Below are 23,998 nucleotides of genomic sequence, written 5' to 3'. Positions count from 1 at the left end.
ATATTTACGGGCATAGCATTTAATAACCAATCCATGAAGATTTTTAGACTATCTTTTATTATATTTTCTCTTCTATCAGCGCTCAGTTTCCCTTCATTGGCCCAAACCGATACCATAAGCATTAATACCATTATTAGCAAAACCAATAAGGTTTTAAGCGATTACCCTGCCGAAAAAATTTACCTTCACTTTGATAAACCGTATTATGCCGTGGCTGACACTGTTTGGTTTAAAGCTTATGTTACCGAAAACCAGAATTTCTTATCGGGCATCAGTAAAATCATTTATGTGGATGTAATTAACCAGAAAGACTCCCTTATTCAAACACTAAAACTACCCATTACCGGAGGATTTGCCTATGGCAGTTTCCCTTTGGACCAGGTGAATTACAAACAAGGCAATTATCACATCAGGGCCTATACTTTATGGATGCTTAATAACCCCGATCCGGCTTATTTTAACAAAACATTTTACGTTGGTGAAGCCATTGATAAGGAGCTAAAAACTCATATTACCTACAAAAATTCTTCAACCGATAAACAGGAGAAAATTGATGCCCGCGTACAGTTTAGAGATGCCAATAATAAACCTTATGCCAATAAAAATGTAAGCTGGCAGGTGGTAACCAGTTATACGGTAATTGCCAAAGGTCGGGGCACTACCGACGCAAACGGCTACCTGAGCATTGCTATGACCAATGCGCAAAAAGCCGAATACCAGTTGCAAAAAGGCGAGTTAATTACTGCCATCAACACTACCGATAAAGACGTAGCTACCAGCTCGTTCCCACTTAAAAATGCCATTTTGAGTAAAGATTTCCAGTTTTTTCCGGAAGGAGGAAGCTTAGTTGCAGGTTTGACCAATAAAGTTGCTTTTAAAGCCATTAAAAGTGACGGTTTGGGCATTAGCGCTAAAGGTACCGTTACCGACAACGATGGCAAAACGGTTGCCACCTTTACCGCACAGCACCTGGGTATGGGCAGTTTTAATTTAGCTGCAGAAGCCGGAAAAACCTATAAAGCCATGGTAACTTATGCTGATGGCACTACTCAAACCTACAACTTACCAGCAGTTGAGGCAAATGGCGTTGTGGTCACTATCGATAACAGCAGCGCCGATAATATAGCCATAAAAATCGCTGCGAATGATGCTTTTTTTGGGCAAAACCAAGGTAAAAAGCTTTATTTAATAGCGCAGAGCAAAGGTGTAATCTGTTATGGCGCGCAAACTTCGCTATCGAACAAAGAATACAATACTACAGTACTTAAATCTAAATTCCCAAATGGAATTGCCCAATTTACCCTGTTTAACGAGTATGGGAAACCTTTGAGCGAAAGACTGGTTTTTGTACAGCAGAAAAATACCATGGCCGTTAATTTAAACACTGCGGCTACCACTTATGGGGTTAAGAAAAAGGTTAAAATAAATGTTACCGCTAAAAAAGACGGTGCTCCTGTTGAAGGTAGTTTTTCTGTAGCGGTTGTTGATGAAACTAAGGTCCCCTCCAGTGAGGATGCCACCAGCACTATTTTAACCGGTTTGCTGTTAAGCAGTGATGTTAAGGGGTATATCGAAAAAGCCAACTATTACTTTAATGCGCCCGACGCTAAGAAAAATGCTGATTTGGATGTGCTCTTGCTTACGCAGGGATACCGCAGTTTTAAATACACTGATATTATTGCCAATAAACTGCCTAAAATAGATTTCTTACCCGAGCAGGGTATCGAAATTTCGGGCATCCTTCGTCAGAACAATGGTATTCCGGTGAGAAAAGGCGCTTTATTATTGAGTATTCCCGATAAACGTTTCAATTTGGAAGGCACTACCGATCCTGTGGGGAATTTTAAATTCTCTAACCTGGTGTTTAACGATTCATCAAAAGTGACCATTACGGCTAAATATAACGTGAACTACAAAAACATGACCTTAAGCTTAAACGGCTCACCTGTTCCAACATTAACCAGAAACTTTAGCGCTGCCGAAGAAGTTCTTAACATCGATAGTGCATTAACCACTTATCTCGATAACAGCAAAAAACAGTATGCTTATCTGCATACCTTAAAGGATGTAAATATCAAAGGGGCGGTGGTACCAAAAGTTAGCCATAAAGATTACCCGGCATTAACAGGCTTAAGCCAGATAGCCGACCACGAAATCAGCGGCGATCGTTTAAAGGGCTGCGGACTTCTGATTAACTGCTTACAGGGTATGCTCGCCGGTGTTACTTTTGCAGATAACAATTTCTATGTAAGCAGGGATTATAACCAGGGCAAAAGGATCCCGATGGGTATCTTTATTAATGGAATGAACGTGGATGTAAACCAGATCAATACACTGGATGCCAACCAACTCGAATCGGTTGAGGTATTTTTAAGGGATGAATTAGGCCTGGTAAACCGGGCAAATAATGTAAACGGGGTAATTGTATTTAACCAAAAGAAAGCGCCTAAAGGCACTAAAATTTCGAAAGCACAGTTAATGGATATGCTGCCTAAATATTATGAGCTTACTTTCTCGCCGCAGGGTTACAATAAAGAAAAACAGTTCTATTCGCCTAAATATGATGTGCCTGCAAGCATGAACCGAAACGATTTAAGAACTACCATTTACTGGAATCCTAAGGTAGTAACCGATGCTACAGGAAATGCCTCATTTGAATATTACAATGCTGATGGCAAAGGCCAATACAAGGTAATTATAGAAGGTATAGACGCTAACGGAAATTTAGGCCGGTCGGTGTTGAAGTATACCGTAAAATAGAAAGGGCCTTTAGTTAATGGTTGATAGTTAATAGCCATGAAGAATAGGCCCATGTCTATCTGCCATTAACTATGAACCATTGACTATCAACCAATAGCCTTTCGGCTTACTTCACCTCAAACGGTATTTTTTGCCCTTTCAATCCCGCTAAAATATTTTTCACAATAATCTGTGCCATGGCCGCCCGGGTTTCTTCGGTAGCAGAACCGATGTGTGGTAATATGGCAACATTTTCCATCGACAGCAAAGGATTTTCCCTGTCCATTGGTTCCGGATTAGTTACATCCAGGCCAGCGCCCCAGATTATTTTTTCTTCCAAGGCTTTGATCAGGTCTTCTTCGTTGTGGATGCCTCCCCTTGCAGTATTGATGAAAATGGAATTGGGTTTCATCTGCTTAAATACCCCGAGCGTAAATTTACCTTTGGTTTCAGGGGCAAGCGCAGTATGGATGGAAAGCACATCACTTTGAGCCAAAAGTTCTTCAAAAGACACATATTTGGCTCCTAATGCTTTTTCAGCCTCTTCGTTACGCGAACGGTTATGGTAAATTACCGGCATGTTGTAAGCACCAATACATTTTTTGGCCATCTCCAAGCCAATTTTCCCAAGTCCGAAAATACCCAGGGTTTTGCCGTTTACCTCAATACCCAATTCGGGTGCAGGCTCGTATTTTTTCCATTCGCCCTTAATAATTTTCTTATGCGAGTAAAAAGCCTTTCTTGACACAGCGAGCATCAATAAAAAAGCGGTATCGGCAGTAGCGCTGCTTAACACACCCGGGGTATTCCCAATCGGAATGTTCAACGCCTTTGCTGCAGCTACATCAACATTATCATAACCTACCGAATGGAGTGCAATAACTTTTAAATGGCTACAGGCCTTCAGAAATCCGGCATTGATCTTATTAGGGCCAACACTGATCAAAGCATCCTGCCCCTGGCAGGCTGCGATGAGTTCTTCAGGACTGATCTGCCGGTTTTCTTTCCATTGGGTAACCGAAATATTGTTTTCTTCCAGTTCTTTTACTCCCACCGGAGCAATGTTGCCACTTATAAATACTTTCATGTTTAATTAACAGTAAATTCCAATCTGGAGTTTTAACGATGCTTACTTTACAGTTGTGGTAAGTACCTGATAAGTGTTGGCACTGAAATAACCCAATGCATTATTGGTAATGTTTGATGTTGGGTTGGCCGGCGTGGTACCCTGGTTTGGTCCACGGTCTGATTGCTGACTCAGTGCATACCAATAATCAAATATATTACTGTCAATACATTCCATTTCAATCTTAACCTTATCATTAGTGTTCAGTTCATCGCTGTCGTGATCGTTATTGGGTTTAAAGAAGAGCTGGATCCGTAAATCGTTACCGTTGGTTAACCTGTCGTTGTTAGCATAGTAGCGTCGCGACAGCACATCATTTACATATAGGTTAAAGTGGTAGAAATTAACTTCATTAGCCGGATCTTTTAAAAAAGCAGCCGCTGTTTTGCGCTCGCGACCAAAAAAATTATTTTTAATGATCCCGATCGAATCCATTTTAACGACGTTCGGCATTTTAGAGCTCGCAGTATAGTTTTGCCCCTCAACAGTAGCATTTAAATAATAGGTAACACCGGGCTCTCCCTTCATGCGATTAACGTAAGTGCCAGGCTTAGTTCCTTCTTTAAATACAAATGTATTTCCCTTGTTATCCGTTACGGTAACGGTAGCACCTGAAATTTTCGGAAAAACATTTTCTTCGGTATAACCTATCGTTTTGCTGATTTTAATTTCCTGATCCATCAATTGGTTATTAATAATACCTTCAATTACCAGTTGAGGGTCGGCATTTTCAGTCTTAATTGAGATAATTTTCTTGCATGAAGCGAGGCACAAAGTAAATAGGGCCAAATATATCGTTAGTTTTTTCATAACATTAAAATTTAAAGTTCCAGGTAATGGAAGGGATAAGCCCAAAAAGTGAGGTTTGCTGTGCAGCAGTTTTATTCGGATTTTCCGGATCGGTAATAAACTCTATTGAGTAAGGATTTTTACGGCCCAGCACATTATAAATACCGAAATTCCAGCTCGATTGGTATTTCTTTCCAGGCTTCCCTTCTAAAGTAGCGCTTATATCCAAACGCATGTTGTAAGGCATGCGACCTGCGTTACGCTCGGTGTAATAGTAAGCGGGTTGCCCGCCAACGATATATTTCCCTGCCGGATACGTTACTGCATTACCTGTGCTGTAAATAAAACTCGAAGAGAATGTCCAACGCTTACTCATGTTGTAAATACCCACTACCGAAATATCATGAGTACGGTCTTGTCTTGCCGGAAAGTATTTGCCGTTGTTCAATTCGGTAAATTTACGTTCAGTACGGGATAAGGTATAACCCAGCCAACCGTTCAGTTTACCGAATTTCTTCTTAAAAAACAGTTCCATTCCGTAAGCACGGCCAACGCCGTATAATAATTCAGATTCTACATTCGAATTGGCCAGCAACTCTGCTGCATTTTTATAGTCGATCTGGTTTTGTAGCCATTTATAATAAATCTCACCTGAAAGTTCGTAATTGTTATCCTCGATATTTTTAAAATAACCCAACGCCACCTGATCGGCAATTTCGGGTTTAATGTTATTGCTGCTCAGCACATATTGATCGGTAGGTGAGCTGGAAGTAGCGTTGGTTAAAATATGTACATTTTGAGTGTTACGGTTGTACGACGCTTTAATGGAGTTCTGTTCGTTAAATAAATAACTCACTGAGAAACGCGGCTCAAGATTAAAATAACTTTTATAAAATTTCCCTTTGGCTACATTCTCGGTAGAAGTGATGTTTCCGTTAGCATCGTAATTGCTAAAATTACCCGGTCCCATTAACGAAAAAGCAGCTAAACGCACTCCATACAGCAAATTTAAATGTTCGTTAACCGCCCATTCATCTGAAATATAAGCTGCTGATTCTATGCCGTAACGTCTTTCCTGTGTTAGCGAATTTACCTGCGAAGCCTCGTCGCTATCGATATCGATAGGAGAAATACGGTGCTGTGTAGCATTTAAGCCAAACCTAAGGATATGTTTGTTGCTGAAATATTGAAAATCTTCTTTAAAGTTAAAATCGCGGACCAATGAAGTCGCCTTAAAGTTTGTGGCATCGTTTAACAACCTTACCGTATAATTATAGTTGTTGTAAATTAAGGAGGTGTTAGAAAATAAACGGTCGCTAAAAATATGGTTTAAGCGGATGGTGGTGGTAACATTGCCCCAGTTATTTTCAAAAAGATCTTTAACACCGATATTATCTTTGCCAAAATAACCAGAGATATAAATGGTATTCCTATCATTGATTTTATAATTCGCCTTTGCATTGATGTCGTAAAAATTCAGGGTACTTCCATTTACGGACGAATCTGGCGAAGAACGTAAAAATGCATCGATATACGTGCGGCGGAAACTCACCATAAAGGAGCCGCGGTCTTTAACAATGGGGCCTTCCGCTTTAACCCGCGAAGCAATTAAGCCAATACCGCCCTGAAACTTAAATTCCTTATTATTGCCATCATCCATTTTTACATCTAAAACAGACGATAACCTGCCGCCATACTGCGCAGGCATGCCACCTTTGTATAAGCTCACATCTTTAATGGCATCTGCATTAAAAGTAGAAAAGAAACCCAGCAGGTGTGATGAGTTGTACACGACTGCTTCATCGAGTATAATCAGGTTCTGATCGGCAGCGCCCCCACGCACATAAAAACCGGTATTCCCTTCCCCACCAGATTTTACGCCTGGCAATAACTGGATGGTTTTTAAAATATCTTTTTCGCCCAGCAACACCGGTATGGTATTTAACGCTTTCATATCTACCCGTTCGAGCCCCATTTGGGCACTTTTTAGATTTTCATTTTTACGGTTATTGGCACTTACGGTTACTTCAGCAAGATCGTTTGTACTTTTTAGCTCTTCGTTTAACCTGGTATCTTTTGTTAAATTAATGGTTTTTACCACTGGGGCATACCCCGTATAACTGATGGCTAAGGTATATGTGCCTTCAACCTGTTTTAAGGCAAAATATCCATAATTATTGGTGAGGGTTGCAGCAGTAGAAGCGCCAGAAATCCTGACGGTAGCACCAATCAGGGTTTCGCCTGTGGCTGCATCGCGGATGGTTCCGCTAAGGGTAAACTTATTTTGCGCAAAAATAGATGTACTGAAAAAAAGAAGGATTAAAGCTAAGTAAAGTTTTATCGGCATATGGGCAACTATCTAAATTTTAAGATCGAAACCAAATGTACGAAATCCAAGTCCGTTTAACAGACAATGGACAATTTCTTAATACGGGCATGGTTTTACTTATTAACGGGATAAATGCCGATATGGTGTGAACGCAATAAATAAGCACTTAAATCAGCCTTGCCGGCCTGTTGAAAAGTGATGAGTTTAGATGGTATTTTTGGCATGTGGCAATCAATGCAATTGGTGCTGAGCGATCCTTTTGCCAGCGTGGCTTCGCTGTGTTTACTATCCTGGTGACAAGTGATACAACGTTGGGAGTAAATTTTTAAATTGCCTTTGATGTTTTCGTGTGTATTGTGGCACGACTGGCAGGTCATGGTTTCGCTTTTGCGGTAGCAATTACTTCCTTTCAGCATTTCGGTCTGGTTGCCATGTACGTCGGGATCAGCACTGCCAAAACCTGCAAAGTCTTGTGCATAATAGTCGTCTAAATGATCGCCGGGCTGAAAACCGAAAACCGATTTTTGGGCAACCAATGCATTGCCGGAGTGGCACACGCCACAGGCATCCATCTTTTGTTTTCTGCTCAGTGTTTTATAAATGGCGATGAACTTTGCCGTTTTCTCTTCTGGATTTTCCAGGTGAAAAACCGCATGTTGCCGGCCTGGCCCGTGGCAACGCTCGCAATCTATCCCGTAAATCAATGTACCGCGCTCCAGCTCCTCATCTGTAGAAACCCCCGAAGTTTGGGTTACTTTCTTGTCTACATAGGAGGCATGGCATTCTAAACAACGGCTACCAATGGGCCGGTCGTAATAAAAGGTTTGTTTAGGGAAACCCGGACTAATGGCCCAGTTCCGGATGACCGAAAAATAGGAAAGCGGCAGTTCGTATAGCTTTTTGCCTTTCCAATAGGCATAGGTATAAGCCTTCTCGCCCGAACCAAATACCACATCGAATTTTTGGGCCTGCACCTCTTTCCTATCCACATAAGCTACCTGAAAAATGCCTTCAGCACGTTTTTCGATCACTACCTTCTGATGGGCATCGTAGCGGAATACATTCGAATCTGGTGCAAAAACTGCCAGCAATTGCTGGTCGGTTATTGGTTTAGAGGTTAAACCATGTGCATTATGGGTAAAAGATTGCTCAATGTTTTTGTGGCATTTTACACAGGTGGCAGCACCGGTATAGGCTTCGCCCCTGATGTCTTCGGGTAACTGATCGGCCGTATTCATGCACCTTGAAAGGATAATGATAACTACTGCCATCGCTCCTAGTATAACCAGTATTCGTTTTATGCCTTTCAAGACGATGCCTGTTTTTTATTTTACAAATTGAATATAGCTAAAATTATAGCCACCGGTTGCGGCGAGCACCCTTATTTTTTGCTTCCCCCATTTTAATGGCACATTTTTGATTTCGAAAGTGGCAAATCTTTTTGCATCGCCAGTGTTTGGAACCGCTACTTCTTTGACAACGGTTTTACCGTCGATTAAAACGGTGATTCGTCCGGCAGCATTTTCGGCTGCTGCATTTATTTTTAGGGTATAAGTACCTTTCTGCGCAACATTAACTGTGTATTGCAGCCATTCGCCATTTTCGATATGGTTTACATAATATTTTTCGTACTGAAGCGAATCTTTGGCAATATCAACACCATCATTACGATAAATCCTGCCGCGGTTCCCCACCGATCTCTTATTGGTAGAAGTGTGGTAATCAGCCGTGTCGGTATCGAAATAGGCAAAACTATTTTTACCCAAATCGTAATCAACCGCGTATACTATGCTTTTGTTTTGAATTAAGTGGGCTTTAAAAGGTTTGGTTTCATTACTAAAAGGCTGACGGATCATTGCATCGATTACATCATGGTGAATGATGGTGTTTTCTAATCTCGAATAAATAGCCAGTTCCATCAGTCCGCTATACACGTTGCTATCTTTAGGTTTATTACCGCCATTGTTGAGGTATTTAACCAGCGCATCGTAATTCGGGTTCGATTTAATTTCCATCGGGTTATTGAAACCGATTTTTTTCAGGGGCCACCACGACCAGCCGATATTGTTTTTTTCTAAGAGGTGGATGGCATCAGTAAACCAAACATTCGAGTTCTCGCCTGTTTCGCCCAGCCAAACGGGTACCTGCTGCTCATCGCGGGCTTTGATAATGTGTGCTATAGAAGCCTGATCGTTATAATTCCAGTATTTATGAAAACTTAAGGCCATGTTTTTATCCCACAGCGGGAAAATACCATTATAGTTATTGCCCCAGCCATTACCTTCAATAATAATCAGGTGTTGCTGGTCTACCTCACGGATGGCTTTGGTAATCTCTACCATCAGTTTTCTTAAAGGAGCATTTACTTTTTCCTTGGTACCATTTTTATCCTCTTCCGGATTGCTGAAACCATAGTTCGGTTCATTGATAATATCGTAGGCACCAATATAAGGTTCGTTCTTATAGCGTTCGGCCAATTTGCGCCAAAGGGCAATGGTTTTTTCCTGGTTGGCCTCGCTATCCCACAGGTAGGGCTTTGACGGATCGCGGTCGGCAATGTTTAAATCGTTACCCTGCCCGCCCGGTGCAGCATGCAGATCTAAAATGAGGTACATTTTATTGGCTTTACACCAGTTGAGTAAACTATCGGTTAAGGCAAAACCTTTTTCGAGCCAGGTATTTTTTCCGGCCACCGGTTCCTGATCTACCGGCAGGGTATAAAGGTTATAATGCATAGGCAGGCGGATGGAATTAAATCCCCAGCGTTTCATCGAGTCGACATCAATCTTACGCATGTGGTTAGCCAGCCAGGCATCGTAAAACTCCTGCGTTTGTTTTGGCCCCATCAGGTCGGTAATCCTTTCGCGGATGCGGTATTGCTGTGCCTCTTTAGTAATTTTTAGCATATAGCCTTCCTGCAACATCCAGCCACCAAGGCCTATGCCGCGCAACAATACATTCTGGCCCCTGCCATCAACAATTTTTGTGCCCGATGCTTTTAAAAAGCCCTGACCAAACCCCGTAACCGAAACACCGCAAAGCAGCAAAATATATAAAAGTGATTTTTTAAAAAACATAGTTGAGACGATTGATCATTACCAGATATATGTGGCTACTGCACCCTTATCGAGCGCCGCAGCATATGTTTTGCCGTTTTGACTGATGTTAAAGGCTGCAGCTTCTTTGCCGGTATTGGCCACAATAAGCACATGTTTACCATCGGGTGTTTTAAATGCAACGTTGGCCAAACCGTTCAGTTCGTTAGAAGCCACCCGTACTGAGCCGGGCCTAACAAATTTCGAAGCATGGGCAATGGAAAAGTATGCCAGGTTACGGCTATACCTGTCGCCATTAATGGTAACTGCTCCCTGGCACATGGAGCAACCTCCCCTGTCGGTATAAGGCTTATTTTCCGGATCGGCAGCCAGGTTCCATTCCAAAACGTTTTTGCTCCAGTTACGGGTAGCGCCAATAATTAAGCGCTTTACCGGATTTACGATGTTAATGGTTGCAGCATCGGGCTGTTCAACCACCATTTGCTCAGAAAAATAGATGTTTTTATCGGGATGGGCATTATGCACATCGGTTAAAGCCTCTATCTTACCTCCGTAAAGGTGAAAGGCCGAACCGGCTATGTATTTTTTTGCTTCGGGGTCATCTAAAATACTGATCGGATAATCAGGCCTGTCGGCATTATGGTCGTAAATAATAATTTTGGTTTTAATATGGGCTTTAGCAAAAGCAGGGCCCAGAAACTGTTTTACAAAAAGGGCCTGATCGGGTGCTGCCATGAATAAACTGGGGTTATTACCAGGATGTAAGGGTTCGTTTTGCACCGTAATGGCATCGATCGGAATCCCCATTTTTTGCATTTCCTGTACATACCGCACAAAATATTTAGCATAGGCGCCGTAATATTCTGGTTTCAGCATGCCACCGCGGGCATCGTATGTGGTTTTCATCCATAAGGGAGGAGACCATGGCGAGCCCATAATTTTAATTTTAGGGTTAATGGCCAGGATTTCCTTCATTACCGGAATCACATCAGCTTTATCGGGGCCCAAATCAAATTTAGCCTGTTCCAAATCGGTTTCGCCCTCGGGAAGATCGTTGTAAGAAAATACTTTTTCGTTTAAATCTGATGCACCAATACTCAACCTGATGTAGCTTACGCCGATATTGTTGCCGTTGGTTGCAAAAAGCTCTTTAAGCAGTGCTGCCCTGGCTGGTGCCGACATTTTAACCACATGCTGCGCACTGCCACCGGTTAAGGCATAGCCAAAACCATCCATACGCTGAAAAGTTTCTTTATCGTTTACAACAATGGTTAACTGCTTGTTTTTAACTTTAGCCAGGCTTAGGCCTGTGGCCTGGCGGGTAAATAAGGCGGTACGATCGGCTTTGGTTAGCCATACCTGCGGCTGGCCCTGTGCCATAACAGCAACCGAGCAACTAAAAGCACAGCCTAATATTAGCCCAAAGGACTTGGTAAATAGCATAGGAAAGATGGTCTGATAAAAAACAGGAAGAAAGGCTACGCTTTCTCCCTGTAATTAAAATATTAAGGATGATATAGAGAAGGGCATTTATTTAGTGCCACCCCATTCTTTACTTTGTAAAATTTTAGAGTTGGCCAGTTCTCTTTCCGGAATTGGAAAGATTTCGTTTCTGCCTGCTTTAAAACCTTTACCGGCTAATACTGTTGGTGCTAAGCCCCAGCGTACCAGATCAAACCAGCGGTGTCCTTCTGCTGCAAGCTCCAAACGGCGCTCGCGCATAATGTTATCCATGGTTACCGGTAGCGGACTTAAGCCCACTCTTGCCCTTACCGCATTAAACATCACATAAGCTTTGGTTCCGGCACCAACACCTGCACCACTTTTCAATAAGGCTTCTGCTTCTAGCAAATAGGTATCTGCCAAACGGATTTCGTACATATCCTGGCCGAAATTAAGTTCTAACTGGCCACTGGCTGCTTTAGTAGACGTACGGCCGGCGTATTTTTCTATAAAATATCCGGTATTGGCATACGCATGTTTATAGGTTACAATATTTGCCTTTTCCAAACTATCCAGGTTAGCAACGGTTGCTTTATTCCTCGGGTCGTAATGAATCTGATCAAAGAAATCTTTTGTAAAAGGCAGGAAACTCCAGCCCGAAATATAATCGGGAGCCAAAGCTGCATTTACCGGCACATAGTTACGCGGACCAACCAAAATACTCATAACATTACCTTCGCGGCTACCAACAGTTCCCCAGCCCATATCAGAGGTGGTGTTATAAACAATTTCCAAAATCGATTCCGAATTGAATTTATTTTTAACATTCCATAAATCGGCAAAATTAGGCAGTAATTTATAGCCATAGGTACTTGCTCCGGGGGTGGGTCCGTTAACCAAAGCAAATTCTGCCGCCGCTTCCGTCCATTTTTGCTGCCACATGTATACTTTACCCAAAACGGCATGTACCGCACCTTGAGTAAGTCTGCCGCCCTGTGAAGCAACGGGAACTGTAGCCGGTAGATTAGGAATAGCTTCCGATAAATCTTTAACGATCAAAGCATACACCTGATCTGCAGGAACCTGTAATACATCAAACATTGCACTAGGTTCAACCACATCGGTCAATAAAGGAATATTCTTAAATAACCTCACCAGGTCGAAATAATAGATTGCCCTTAAAGCTTTTACCTCTGCAATGTAGCGTGTTCTGGTGGCATCGTCTAAACCTGCACCATTCACCTTTTGCAAAAATACATTTGCCCGGTAAACACCGGTAAAACCCTTGCCCCATAAATGGCTGGCCGCTCCCGAGGTAGAAGTTAAGGTGTAGTTATTGATGGTCTGTAAATCGCCGATATCAGATGGCGAATCACCTCCGGCAAAATGGTCATCAGAACCTGCCGATAAAATATTTACTTTGGTCAGGTATCCTGAAGATTGATTTCCCAGAACATCATACACCGAAATGAGTGATGTTAATGCTTCTGCAGGCGTTTTGTAATAACCAGTCTCCAAAATACGCTCTCTTGGGTTTACATCCAACTGTTTTTTGCAAGAGACAAACAATTGTGATGAAGCGGCCAAAGCCGCAATATAAAAAATACTCTTTTTCATTGTTCAACTATTAAAATCCAACATTTAAACCAATCATAAATGAACGTGCCTGCGGGTAAACTCCACGGTCTACTCCCAATACCGTTCCACCGATTTCTGGATCATATCCCGTGTATTTGGTAATGGTCCATAAGTTTTCGCTCATTAAGTAAGCCCTGACTTTTTGTGCACCAATTTTTTTCGAGATGTTTTGAGGAAGGGTATATCCCACCTGTAATGTTTTTAATCTGAAATAATCGCCTTTTTCGAGGTATAGTTTAGAGAATTTGATATAGTTTCCGTTTGGATCAGATTCTACAATACGTGGCATGGTAGTAGAAGGGTTAGAAGGCGTCCAGCGATCTAAGATTTTGGTTTGCCAGTTTGCATAGGTAACATCTAAACGGCGTAAGCCCTGAAAAATCTGATTTCCGCCAACACCATTACCAAAAGCTACCAGGTCCCAGTTTTTATAAGCCAGGTTAATGGTAATACCGTAGGTATATTTCGGAATTGGGCTGCCTAAATACGTTCTATCTGACGAATTAATTTCATTATCGCCATTTAAGTTCGCAAACTTAATATCGCCGGGTTTGGCATTAGGCTGTAGTTTGGTACCTGCCGGGCCAACATAGCTATCAATTTCTGCCTGAGTTTGGAAAATACCCAGCATATCATAACCATAGTATTCGTTGAAAGATCTGCCTAAGCCGGTACGGGTAAAGTTACCCATGGTTTGGAAACTTTGCGCATTATCTTCGATAAAGGTTTTACCCGGCAATAACTTGGTCACTTTATTTTTAAGGAAAGATATATTTCCATTTACACCTAAATTAAAGTCGCCCATTTTTTTGCGGTAGCCCAGTTCGAATTCAAAACCGGTATTTTGCATATCGCCCACATTTTGTGTCGGGCCTCCTGCTGCACCCACATACAATGGAATATCCGGTGTTTGCAATACCCCAACGGTTTTCTTTTTAAAGTACTCGGCCGATAAGGTAAAATTAGTGAACAGGGTAGCGTCAAAACCAATATTGGTTTGGCGGGTTTCTTCCCACTTCAGATCGGGGTTAGATAAAGCAGCCGGGCTCCAGCCTATCATGCTTTGATCGGTTGTGCCGAAGGTATAGTTACGGCCACTGCTCACCAATGAAACGTACCTGAAATCGCCCAAAGCATCGTTACCGGTAACTCCATAACCTCCACGGATTTTCAAGAAACTTACAACGTTATTTTCTTTCCAGAAAGCTTCTTTTGAAGGCACCCAACCCAGTGAGAACGAAGGGAAATAACCGAACCGGTTGTTGGTACCAAAGCGCGAGGAGCCGTCACGCCTGATGATACCCGTAAACAGGTATTTCTCGTCATAATCATAAGTAACACGGGTAAATAATGAGTTTACAACATGTAGTGTTCCATCGCCACCTCCAACAAGTTTATTAGCGGTTCCGGGATCATAATTTAAATTCGCTTCATAAAAGCTGTTGGCAATGATGTTCTGATACGTGGTATTTAAACTTCTGGTATTGTTGTCCATATAGTACCCCTGCCCCAGGATGATGAAAGCATGGTGTTTACCAAAGTTGCGCGAATAACTTAAGGTATTTTCCCAGTTATAGTTTAATACCGTATTAATTTCGCGGTAGAACGATTTTTTATCGTTTTTAGAAGAAGAGTTCAGGTAGAAAAGCGGAGTGTACGAATCGCCGCCGTAGAAAGCTACTTTAGTACCTAAACTCGATCTGAATTTCAAATTTGCAATAGGTTCAATCTCCGCAAAAGCGTTACCTACAATGTTGTGGTCCCAGCTATAGTTACCCAGGCGGGTTTGCATGTAAGCTATTGGGTTAGTCATTTCCTGACCAACAATAGGCGAAATACCATAAGGGAAACCATCAGGATTTCTGAGGGTATTGGCAATGGTGTAAGGCGATTTGGCTATTAAAGCAGGGTCGGTTTCTATTACCGGTGTAATCGGATCGAGGTTAATGGCCGAGCTTAGTGGCCCGCCAAACTCACTGTTGGTATTGCCCAGGCTGCTGTTTACAGAGTGGCTATAGCCCAGGTTCTCGCCAAAAGTAATCCATTTTGCAGGTTTATAGGTAGAATTAAGCCTTACGTTTGCCCTGTTCCATTTAGAAATCGGGCTGGCCACAATACCTTCCTGTTTAATGTAACCCATCGAACTGTAGATGGTAAATTTGTCGTTCCCTCCGCTAACACTGAATTCGTGGGTCTGGCGGCGGGCATCATCGTTAAATACCTGATCCTGCCAGTTGGTACCTGCACCCAAAGCAGCCGGATTTGCATAGGGCTGAGGTAATCCGGAGTTAAGTGCCGATTCGTTTCTGATGGTAGCATACTGGGTGGCATTTAGTAAATCAAGTTTTTTTGCAGGTGCCGAAGTACCGTAGAAGCCGTTATAATTTACGCTTATTAAACCTGCTTTACCTTTTTTGGTTGTGATAATGATTACCCCATTAGCAGCCCGGGCACCATAAATGGCCTGCGAGGCAGCATCTTTCAATACTTCGATAGATTCGATGTCGGCCTGGTTTAGGTACCCTATACCACCGTTATCTACAATTACCCCATCTACTACCCAAAGCGGATCGTTATTACCACCCGAAGCAAAAGAAGTGTATCCCCTTACCCGAACGGTAGAAGAAGTACCGGGTTGCCCGTTACCACTTGCAATGGTTAAACCAGAGGTTCTACCTTGCAAAGCCTGTTCAACCCTGTTAATCGGCATGCTTTCTAAATCTTTGGCTTTAACGCTCGAAATAGATCCGGTTACCACACTTTTCTTTTGTGTACCATAACCTACAACCACTACCTCGGTCAGGTCTTTTGAGTCGGCACTGAGCGTTACATTAATACGGCCGCCTGCCGGAACAGTTACCGTTTGTGTTGCCATACCAATTAAATAAACGGTAAGCTTTGCCCCTACCGGAGCCTGGATGGTAAATACACCATTGGCATCAGTCGATGCTGCTCTTGTAGTGCCATCTAACTTAACTGTTGCACCAGGCAATGGCGAGCCATTTTGTTCTGTTACCTTTCCTGTAACCGGAATGTCTTGTGCCAATAAGGCGAACGGGAAAGCCAGGAGACAGAAAATGAAGAATACGAATGTAAATCTTCCTCTCATAGAAATTAATTTTAAGTTAATGATATTTGGTTAGTTCATGAATACAGACTTATGGGCTGCTGTTTCATCAATCAAATCTATCGACGTGAGCAGCAATAGCACAATTTGCCACTACTACACCAACCATACATCAATCTTAAAAAGGCTAAAAAAACAGAAAAAAATGGCCTACATAAGCCCTACAAGACAAACCTAAAAAACTGTATTACAGCTAGTTAATTTTTTTTAACAAAAAATAACCAAAAGTGTAAAAAAAACATTCGTTTAAGGCGTTTTTTGCCGTGCTATTTCGATCAGGAATTCGTATAAATTGGTTTCTGGCTTAAGCTGAAGTTTTTTTCTCAGGCGGTAACGGCCCACTTCTATGGCCTTAATCGTTACATTCATCAGCTGTGCCATTTCTTTTGAAGAAAGGTTCATAGACAGGTAAGCACAGAATTTAAGATCATTTTGGCTCAGGTCGGGATAAAGATCTTTTAACCTGCTAAAGAACTCTGTATTGACATGGTTAAAGTGTACACTCATGTGATCCAGTTCCTGGTCTTTCTTTTCTACATCTTTAATCAGCCTGATCAGGTGCCTGAAACTTGGCGAGCTTTCGTTAAGGTCGTGATTTTTAATTACGGCAGATATCACTTCCTTTATTTTGGCCAGAACCTTACCCCGCTGCACCAGGTGCATGGTCATGGTAGAAAGTTCTTTGTTTTTATAATTTACATCAGCTTCAAGTTTTTCATTCTGAAGCCTTACAATTTCCTTTTCATTTCTGTCAAGTTCCAGCTGGTGCAGGTAACTCATGCGTTCCTGTTCTTTGATGTGCTTCTTTTTTTGCCACCTGATAATTAACCTCAGGGCCAGCACAATTAAAATCAGGTAAACCATGCGCATCCAAATGGTATTGTACCAGGCAGGCAGTACCACAAAAGTATAACTCACCACTTCCGATTCGTTATTTATTCCTGTACTGGCTTTTACGTTAAAGGTATATTTTCCGGCAGGCAGATTCGTATAATCTTTTTCGCTTTTAGTGCCCCATGCCGACCACTCGCTATCAAAGCCTATAAGCTGATAGCTGAATTTAATGTTTTTATCGTGCTCAAAAAGTGTTGAGGCATATTCGAAATGGATCGAATTTAAGCTGTATACATATTCGGGGATTTCCTGCAGGTCTTGTTTGGCCACAATGCTGCCCTTATTTACAAAATAGCCGCCAAAAACAACACTGTCTTTATTCCCCAATAATTTAACGGTACCCAGCACTACATTGGGCCGGGTTATATTCTCAATGTATTTTTGGTAATTGATGTGGTAAGCCCCTTTGTTGGCCCCTATAAATATATTTCTGCTATCAGGTGTATATATCGATTCGAAACCGCCAACCACTTTGCCATTTAGTTCGGGCAGGTATAAAATACTGAAAGCATTTTTTCCTTGCGGCCGGTGGAAATCGATCACCCCTACCTTTTTATTGGTAACAAACCAGATATTGCCATCGTTATCTTCCCTAAGGTACTGGATGGGAACACCATTGAGTGCCGAGCCCAGCAATTTAAAACGGGTAAATTTTTTACTGCTTGTATTGTATTCAAAAACACCGCTGGTGGTAGCAATTACCACCCTGTTTTTAATATGAAACACGTAATTATAGAGCTTGGTAGGCAAGCCATCCCGGTCAGAAAATAAGGTGGTGTGCAGAATACTTTTATGATCGGGTTTCAGTTCTATTTTATATACGCCATGATAAGGATGCGAAGCCCAGATCTGATCGGGGTTATTGCTATCGGCTACAATAAAACGCAACGTTTCATTAATCCCGGCAATTCTGCCACCGTTAATAAAGCGACTTCCATCGTAAGTTATTTCCTGCAATCCGGCATAGGTACCCGCAATTACCTCTTTGCTCGGGTAAACATTATCCATGCTTTGGTACATCCAGGTACCAATCAGGCTGTACAACGGAGTGGCGGTATTATCCTTCACCAGCAGGGTTCCGTCTTCGTGTGCCATGAGCAGCTGGTTATTAATTTCATCAAGCCCCCAAACCTGGCCTTTGCTATTCTTTACCTCTTCAAAGTTGGCAAGCGAATAGCTTAAATCGGGCATGGCCGTATTAATTTTGGCCCGATACAAGCCATTGGAAGTACCAATGTAGATCGATTCGCCATATTTACGAAACGCGTAACTGGTGATCTGCTTATTACGATCGGGAGAAATGCTTTTAACGGCACTATTTATGGCCACGTAAGCGATTCCATCATCGAGGGCCAGCCACATGTTCTTATCCTTATCCAGCAGTATACCCCTTACATTGTTATTTTGTAAACCCTCTTTATAATTGTATTTCTGTACCAGGTTACCTTGCTTGTTCATGATATACACTCCGCCAGAAGTGGTGGCTACCCCGTATAAATTTGGGCCGATTTGAGTGGCAAAATAAATCCGCTCATTTAAAAAAACCTGGTTTAAACTGGTTTTTAGAGGCTTTAGCTGATGATTAACCAATAAAAAGAGTCCCTTTTTTAACATCGAAACCAATAAGGTATCCCCACCATAGGGCAACACGGCCGTAATACCCGAGCGGTTTAAAACGCTATCCACACAAAAAGGCTTCCACATTTCGTGGTCGTAAATCATCAGGCCCGAATCAGCAGACTGCGAAAAAACCTTGCCTTTTGCAGTGCCCATAAACATCCAGGTCGTATTGGTTTTATAACTTTTAACTACGCCATCTTTATAATGCAGGATAGCATGTATCGACCTAAAAAATACTTCATCGCCTACAATCGAAACACCCCATATATCGGCCAGTTTCCGCATGTTTTCGGGCAACAGGTTTAGCAGGGAGGTATATTTTAAAATGCCCTGTGCATTGGGATAGAAATACCCAAATTCATCTTGTCCGCCAACATAAATGCGGTTTCTAGAATCGATCCCTACCGAGCGTACCGAAGTAAAATTAGGCAGCCGATACAGGTTCCAGTAGCGGCCGTTAAAAGTAAGTAAGCCCTCGTTGTTCCCAAAATAGAGGATGCCATTTTTGTCTTGCTCTACATCCCAGTTCTGAATACCGCCATTATACTGTTCGTTATTGTAATTTACAACTTGCGGAATCCCCAGTAGCACCTGGGCCTGGGCATAATAAGCGGTCGAGAAGAATAATATAGCCAGTAGAAGTTTCTTCATGTAAGTTCGGGGAACGGTTAACGCAATAATAAATATATAATTTTAATTCCGGTTAACGGCACTTACAATTTCAGTTGCTTGCGCGCATTTTTAACGCGTGCATAAATAGCGTAACCATTGTATCGTCTGGTGCGCTCTCTTATTTACCATTTAAGGCACTTAAGCTTTTTGTTTTGGTCATCAAGCTTTTAGCTCGAGAGATTTCCCGGCTGCGCTCGAAATGACAGTAACCTTAGCACACCCAGGCTTTCTGCTTTTTTCGAGCTCTATTCTCCAAATCCCCGGACCTCCGACTTCCGGACCCGGGCTCTTTTTACACCTCAGACATCTTAGCACATCTAAGCTTTCAGCTCCGGCCTTTGATCTTTCAGCTTTGGTCTTCTTATTATTTGAAGCGTAATGCCTGTGGTTAGTGGGCTGGGTTCGGTCCCGCTTTCCCTGCAAGTCCTCGCTGCATTCTTCGCTCCGGGCTTTTCGTTCAATCGGGGCTGGTTTATTGGAGACTGTGCAATAAAAGAAAAGATACGATTGGGTGGTAAGTAAGAATAGACCGGAAAATTTCTAACCATATAAGAAATTTAAGGTCATGTAAGCTTATGTGTCCTTATAGGTCTTATATGGTAAAGCCCTAGTTATTAAGCTTGAGCGCGTTTCTAACGTGTGCATAAATAGCTAAACGATTGCATCGTTGCCCTACTCCAATTCATTCTGATCACCTATTGTAAATAAATTTTAGTCTCGATATCCTTACCTTAGATTTCTCCACTACGGTCGAAATGACGGACTTCTGCTTTGGTATTCAACTTTAGTCTTCGGACCTCTGACACCAGACTTCCGACTCAAAACTACTTAAGTAAATATGGTTCAACAGCTTTTCTCCAGATGGCATAACCGGCAGCATTCATGTGCAACATATCATTAACAAAAAGCTCAGGGCGCAACTGGCCCTTTTTGGTAAGCATTAAAGGGTAGATGTTAACAAATTTGGTATGGGCTTCGCCGGCGAAAAATTTTTGTATTAAAGCGTTTGAGGCTACAGCCTTTTCCTTAAACTTATCGCGACTTGGGCTCGGCTTAATTGAAATATACACAATGGGTATAGTGGGCAATTTTGCCCTGATGGCTTTGTACAGGTTAACGGTTCGGTTCAATACGGTGTCGGGTGTTACCGCATCGTTGGGCAGGTCGTTTTCGCCAACATAAAGTACAATCTGTTTAGGTTGGTAGGGAAAAACGATATCGTTTAAATAACAGGTAATATCGTTAATCACCGCACCACCAATCCCCCGGTTTAAGGCATTGTATTTAGCAAAAATCTGCATACAGTCGTCCCATTTGCGGATAGATGAGCTCCCCACAAAAAGCACCGGGTTTACAGGTGGTTTATACATTTGATCGTACTTTTTAATTACCTGTACATCATCCCAGAAATTGGGCTTCTTTTGGGCAAAAGTGGCTATGGTTAAAAGAGAGAGGATAAGTAGAACAAAGGATGATTTTTTCATATAAAAATGTTTAAAACGGACACAATATAACAATATACTAATGGCAGTGGGTAAATCAAACAATTTTATTACTGTTGGTTGATGATGTTATTGACGTGTAGGAATCTGTTATCCTGAGGGATAATTTATTTGTATAAAAATCAATATGATTAACAGATCAATTTTATCAGGTCGTATCCCTCGAGAGATCGTCATTCCCAACTTGATTGGGAATCTTAAAACGTTTGCATTAAGATGCCCGCATGCGCGAAAATGACGATTTTTCTATAGGAATCTGTCATCCTGAGGGATAATTTATTGTATAAAAATCAATATGATTAACAGATAAATTTTATCAGGTAGTATCCCTCGAGAGATCGTCATTCCCAACTTGATTGGGAATCTTAAAACGTTTGCATTTAAGATTCCCGCATGCGCGAGAATGACGATATTTCTATAAGAATCTGTCATCCTGAGCGGAGTCGAAGGATCTTTTACGTTAAATCCTCTTTTAAATGCTTCAAAGGCGTTTCGACAGGCTCAACGTGACAAATAGTTAAATATACTCCCCGAAACCAGCAAAAACTTGGTGAATAAACCTGATTGGAATGGAAAGCCCGGAATCCCGATTTTTTCATCGGGTGAGGACTTGGAATGGAAAGCAGGACTACAATCCGCCAAGATATACTGCCCTTTCATTTCCAAAAACAACAAATAAAACAATCTATTTAAAACCAACAGGGTCTTCGACTCCGCTCTCCGTAGGAGTCCTTTGGACAGACTAACAAGCAATTAAACTCATCCCCAGAAACCAGCACTAAACCGCTTAAAATCCAAGGATAAAGCCGCAATATGCGCCAACTTCTGCCTGGTAGAATGATCTTCATCCTTTACACCCATGGCATCAATATGTGGTGCTGCATCATTTTTTAATATGGCTTCATTACCCAGGTTATTTATAATTTGTTTAACCAAAAATGGATCGGTTTGTTCGGCCTTATGGTTAAGCGAAAGGTATATAGAAGTAATAATGGCATTAACCTGGTATATAATGGCCTGTACATCGTAAAGTCCTTTAAAATCGATACTTTTCTGCAGGGGCTCCTGCCGGGCCGATTCTATGGCTTCGCTCAGGGCCGATAAACTTAAATTGGCATTTTTACGGGCCATACGCGATTGATTTTCATCGCGTTCGGACCGGTTTTGAATGGCCACTTCCAGGTAATGAATACTGGCCTTCGCGGCATCAGCAATTTTCGTTTTCAGCTGCCGGCTATCCCATACCGGAAACAGGTAAGTAGCAAAAATGGCAATTACACAGCCCAGTAACGTAAACATCACGCGGTCGTGCACAATATGATCGAAATGCCCCTGGTAACTGCCCAGTGTTAAAATTACAGCCGGGGTAATAAACAGCACACTTATGGTATAATTTAAGCGGTTAAAAGCATAAAAACCCAATAAAAAAATAACCGAAAAAGACAACAAAACAGCCGGGCTTTTAATCAGGTAAACCATTACCAAACCAATAACCACACCACCCATACTCCCTTTTAAGCGTTGCAGGTTGCGTTTCCAGGTGATGGAGAATTTGGGCCGCGCCACGATCACCAGTGTTAAAAAAAGCCAGTAGCTGTATTTGCTGGGCTCGAGCTGCCAGGTGAGCAAAAAACCAAAAAGGAAACAAATGGCCAGCCGCAGCGAAAACCTGAATATGGGCGATTTTAAGGAAAGGTGTTCTTTTACCGAAAAGCGGTCGCCGGTAATAAATAAGGGATAAGCTATGGTACCGCTTAACTCTTGCTGCTCCTTTTCGGGTACGCGCTCATTACCGCGTATCATTTCAATAATGCGCACAATATCGTTCATATTGGCCATTACCTTGAGCACAATTAAACGCTGGGTTTCATTTAATCGCTCCAGCTCCTCCTGCAACAGCACCCGGTTTTGGTGGTAGGCCACATTGGTGGCTAACTCACCTTTGTAAGCTTTAGCTGAGCGTACATGCCGTCCCAATTGCTCCAGCTCCCTGGCTAAAATCTCAATTAGTGTAGCAATCAGTTGCAGGCTGGTGCCCTCGTTAAGGGTTTTGCGCACCAGGCCATAATCGTAATGTACGGCATTTAACTGCTCGTATAAATCGATCAGCAACCTTGCCCGCTCCAACAACAACTGACCTTTAGGATTATCGGGATTCATGGCATACTTATCAGTAAGCAGCAAATTGCGGATCAGCTCGTGTTTCTGGTTTACTTTGATATGCAGCTTAATGGCTGCTTTCTGCTGCAGATCGAGCGGTACAGTTACATCGTAATTTTTGGCTTTAATGTGCAGAAACTCGGCACTGCTCATTAAACACTCAAAAATGGCATGGTGCAGCGAGCGGTAAGGACGAAGCAAGGTCTGGATTAAACTGATTACATAGTACCATACTCCTCCTATTAAAATACAGGTACTAAAATACAAGGGCCGGGCAGGGTGCAGGCCCATGGTAAAGGTGCACACAATTAAAGCCATGGTACCTATTAAGGCCAGCTTTTGCCCATAAACGGCAAACATCGAAAAGCTAAAGGCAGCCAGCACCACCACAATGGCCGTGAGGTAAACCCGGTCTAAAACTGACGATACCACGAGCGTGGTTAAAAAGAAAACCGAAATGCTCCATACCGCAGTTTTAAGTTTATTTAAGCGGTTATCGGGTAAATCAGTCAGGCTGATGAGTAAGGCACCTACGCCTATCCCCTTTGCCGCATCGGGATTACCCAGGTAAAAAAACAAAATGATGGGTAGCACAACGGTAATGGTGGTACGCAATGCATCAGAAAAATATTCGCCCAAAAAGAAATACGTAATGGTAGAGCCGATGCTGTTTTTGCCCATGAATAATGTTATGAATACTGATTATGCTTAAACGCCGCAAAGATAACAGTTTTATAATGCATGCATAGTAAATAACTTTACAAAACCAGATACTGTTTTGTTCTTTGGACTTAGAAAAAATTTCCTTACTAAAAATGAGTATTTACGGATTACCCTACAACATTATCTAAATTACTTCATATTTTAGTATATATACTTTAAAATACTTCTAACATTCATTTC

Annotated in this window: 12 protein-coding genes; 1 reads left to right on the top strand and 11 read right to left on the bottom strand. The window is 42.1% G+C overall.

All coding sequences use genetic code 11. The annotated features are described in order from the left end of the window. The first annotated feature begins 33 nt into the window (after window positions 1-33). Window positions 34-2,760, top strand: a complete 2,727-nt coding sequence (locus GGQ60_RS20590; protein WP_221236013.1) for an Ig-like domain-containing protein — start codon at window positions 34-36, stop codon at window positions 2,758-2,760. Between the two features lie 106 nt (window positions 2,761-2,866). Here GGQ60_RS20590 and GGQ60_RS20585 read toward each other — a convergent pair whose 3' ends face one another. From GGQ60_RS20585 to GGQ60_RS20535, 11 genes are all read right to left on the bottom strand, one after another. Continuing rightward, window positions 2,867-3,826 (bottom strand): 2-hydroxyacid dehydrogenase, encoded by a 960-nt coding sequence (locus tag GGQ60_RS20585; RefSeq protein ID WP_183767931.1) that lies wholly within the window; start codon window positions 3,824-3,826, stop codon window positions 2,867-2,869. Window positions 3,827-3,868: 42 nt separating this feature from the next. Continuing rightward, window positions 3,869-4,675 (bottom strand): DUF4249 domain-containing protein, encoded by an 807-nt coding sequence (locus GGQ60_RS20580; protein WP_183767928.1) that lies wholly within the window; start codon window positions 4,673-4,675, stop codon window positions 3,869-3,871. Between the two features lie 4 nt (window positions 4,676-4,679). Continuing rightward, window positions 4,680-7,001, bottom strand: coding sequence for a TonB-dependent receptor (locus tag GGQ60_RS20575; RefSeq protein WP_183767926.1), 2,322 nt, complete (start codon window positions 6,999-7,001; stop codon window positions 4,680-4,682). A 95-nt stretch (window positions 7,002-7,096) separates the two neighbouring features. Continuing rightward, a complete protein-coding gene (locus GGQ60_RS20570) occupies window positions 7,097-8,254 on the bottom strand; it encodes a multiheme c-type cytochrome (protein WP_183767924.1) in 1,158 nt (385 codons plus the stop codon). Between the two features lie 54 nt (window positions 8,255-8,308). Beyond that, a complete protein-coding gene (locus GGQ60_RS20565) occupies window positions 8,309-10,060 on the bottom strand; it encodes a cellulase family glycosylhydrolase (protein WP_183767922.1) in 1,752 nt (583 codons plus the stop codon). 18 nt (window positions 10,061-10,078) lie between these two features. Then, window positions 10,079-11,419 (bottom strand): glycoside hydrolase family 30 protein, encoded by a 1,341-nt coding sequence (locus GGQ60_RS20560; protein WP_229685175.1) that lies wholly within the window; start codon window positions 11,417-11,419, stop codon window positions 10,079-10,081. A 150-nt stretch (window positions 11,420-11,569) separates the two neighbouring features. After that, the gene (locus tag GGQ60_RS20555) at window positions 11,570-13,099 is read right to left on the bottom strand and encodes a RagB/SusD family nutrient uptake outer membrane protein (RefSeq protein ID WP_183767918.1); all 1,530 of its coding nucleotides are present in this window, start codon (window positions 13,097-13,099) and stop codon (window positions 11,570-11,572) included. A 10-nt stretch (window positions 13,100-13,109) separates the two neighbouring features. Continuing rightward, a complete protein-coding gene (locus tag GGQ60_RS20550; protein WP_183767916.1) occupies window positions 13,110-16,229 on the bottom strand; it encodes a SusC/RagA family TonB-linked outer membrane protein in 3,120 nt (1,039 codons plus the stop codon). A gap of 264 nt (window positions 16,230-16,493) precedes the next feature. Further along, window positions 16,494-19,412 (bottom strand): ligand-binding sensor domain-containing protein, encoded by a 2,919-nt coding sequence (locus GGQ60_RS20545; RefSeq protein ID WP_183767914.1) that lies wholly within the window; start codon window positions 19,410-19,412, stop codon window positions 16,494-16,496. A gap of 845 nt (window positions 19,413-20,257) precedes the next feature. Then, on the bottom strand, window positions 20,258-20,917 hold the full coding sequence (locus tag GGQ60_RS20540; RefSeq protein ID WP_183767911.1) for a GDSL-type esterase/lipase family protein: 660 nt from the start codon (window positions 20,915-20,917) through the stop codon (window positions 20,258-20,260). A gap of 777 nt (window positions 20,918-21,694) precedes the next feature. Continuing rightward, entirely contained in the window at window positions 21,695-23,776 is a 2,082-nt protein-coding gene (locus GGQ60_RS20535; RefSeq protein WP_183767909.1) for an FUSC family protein, read from the bottom strand. Window positions 23,777-23,998 lie beyond the last annotated feature (222 nt).

The organism is Pedobacter zeae (assembly GCF_014196715.1).
GTDB lineage: Bacteria > Bacteroidota > Bacteroidia > Sphingobacteriales > Sphingobacteriaceae > Pedobacter > Pedobacter zeae.
Note: the sequence above shows the minus strand (reverse complement) of the source record. Positions and strands in the feature narration are given on the sequence as shown.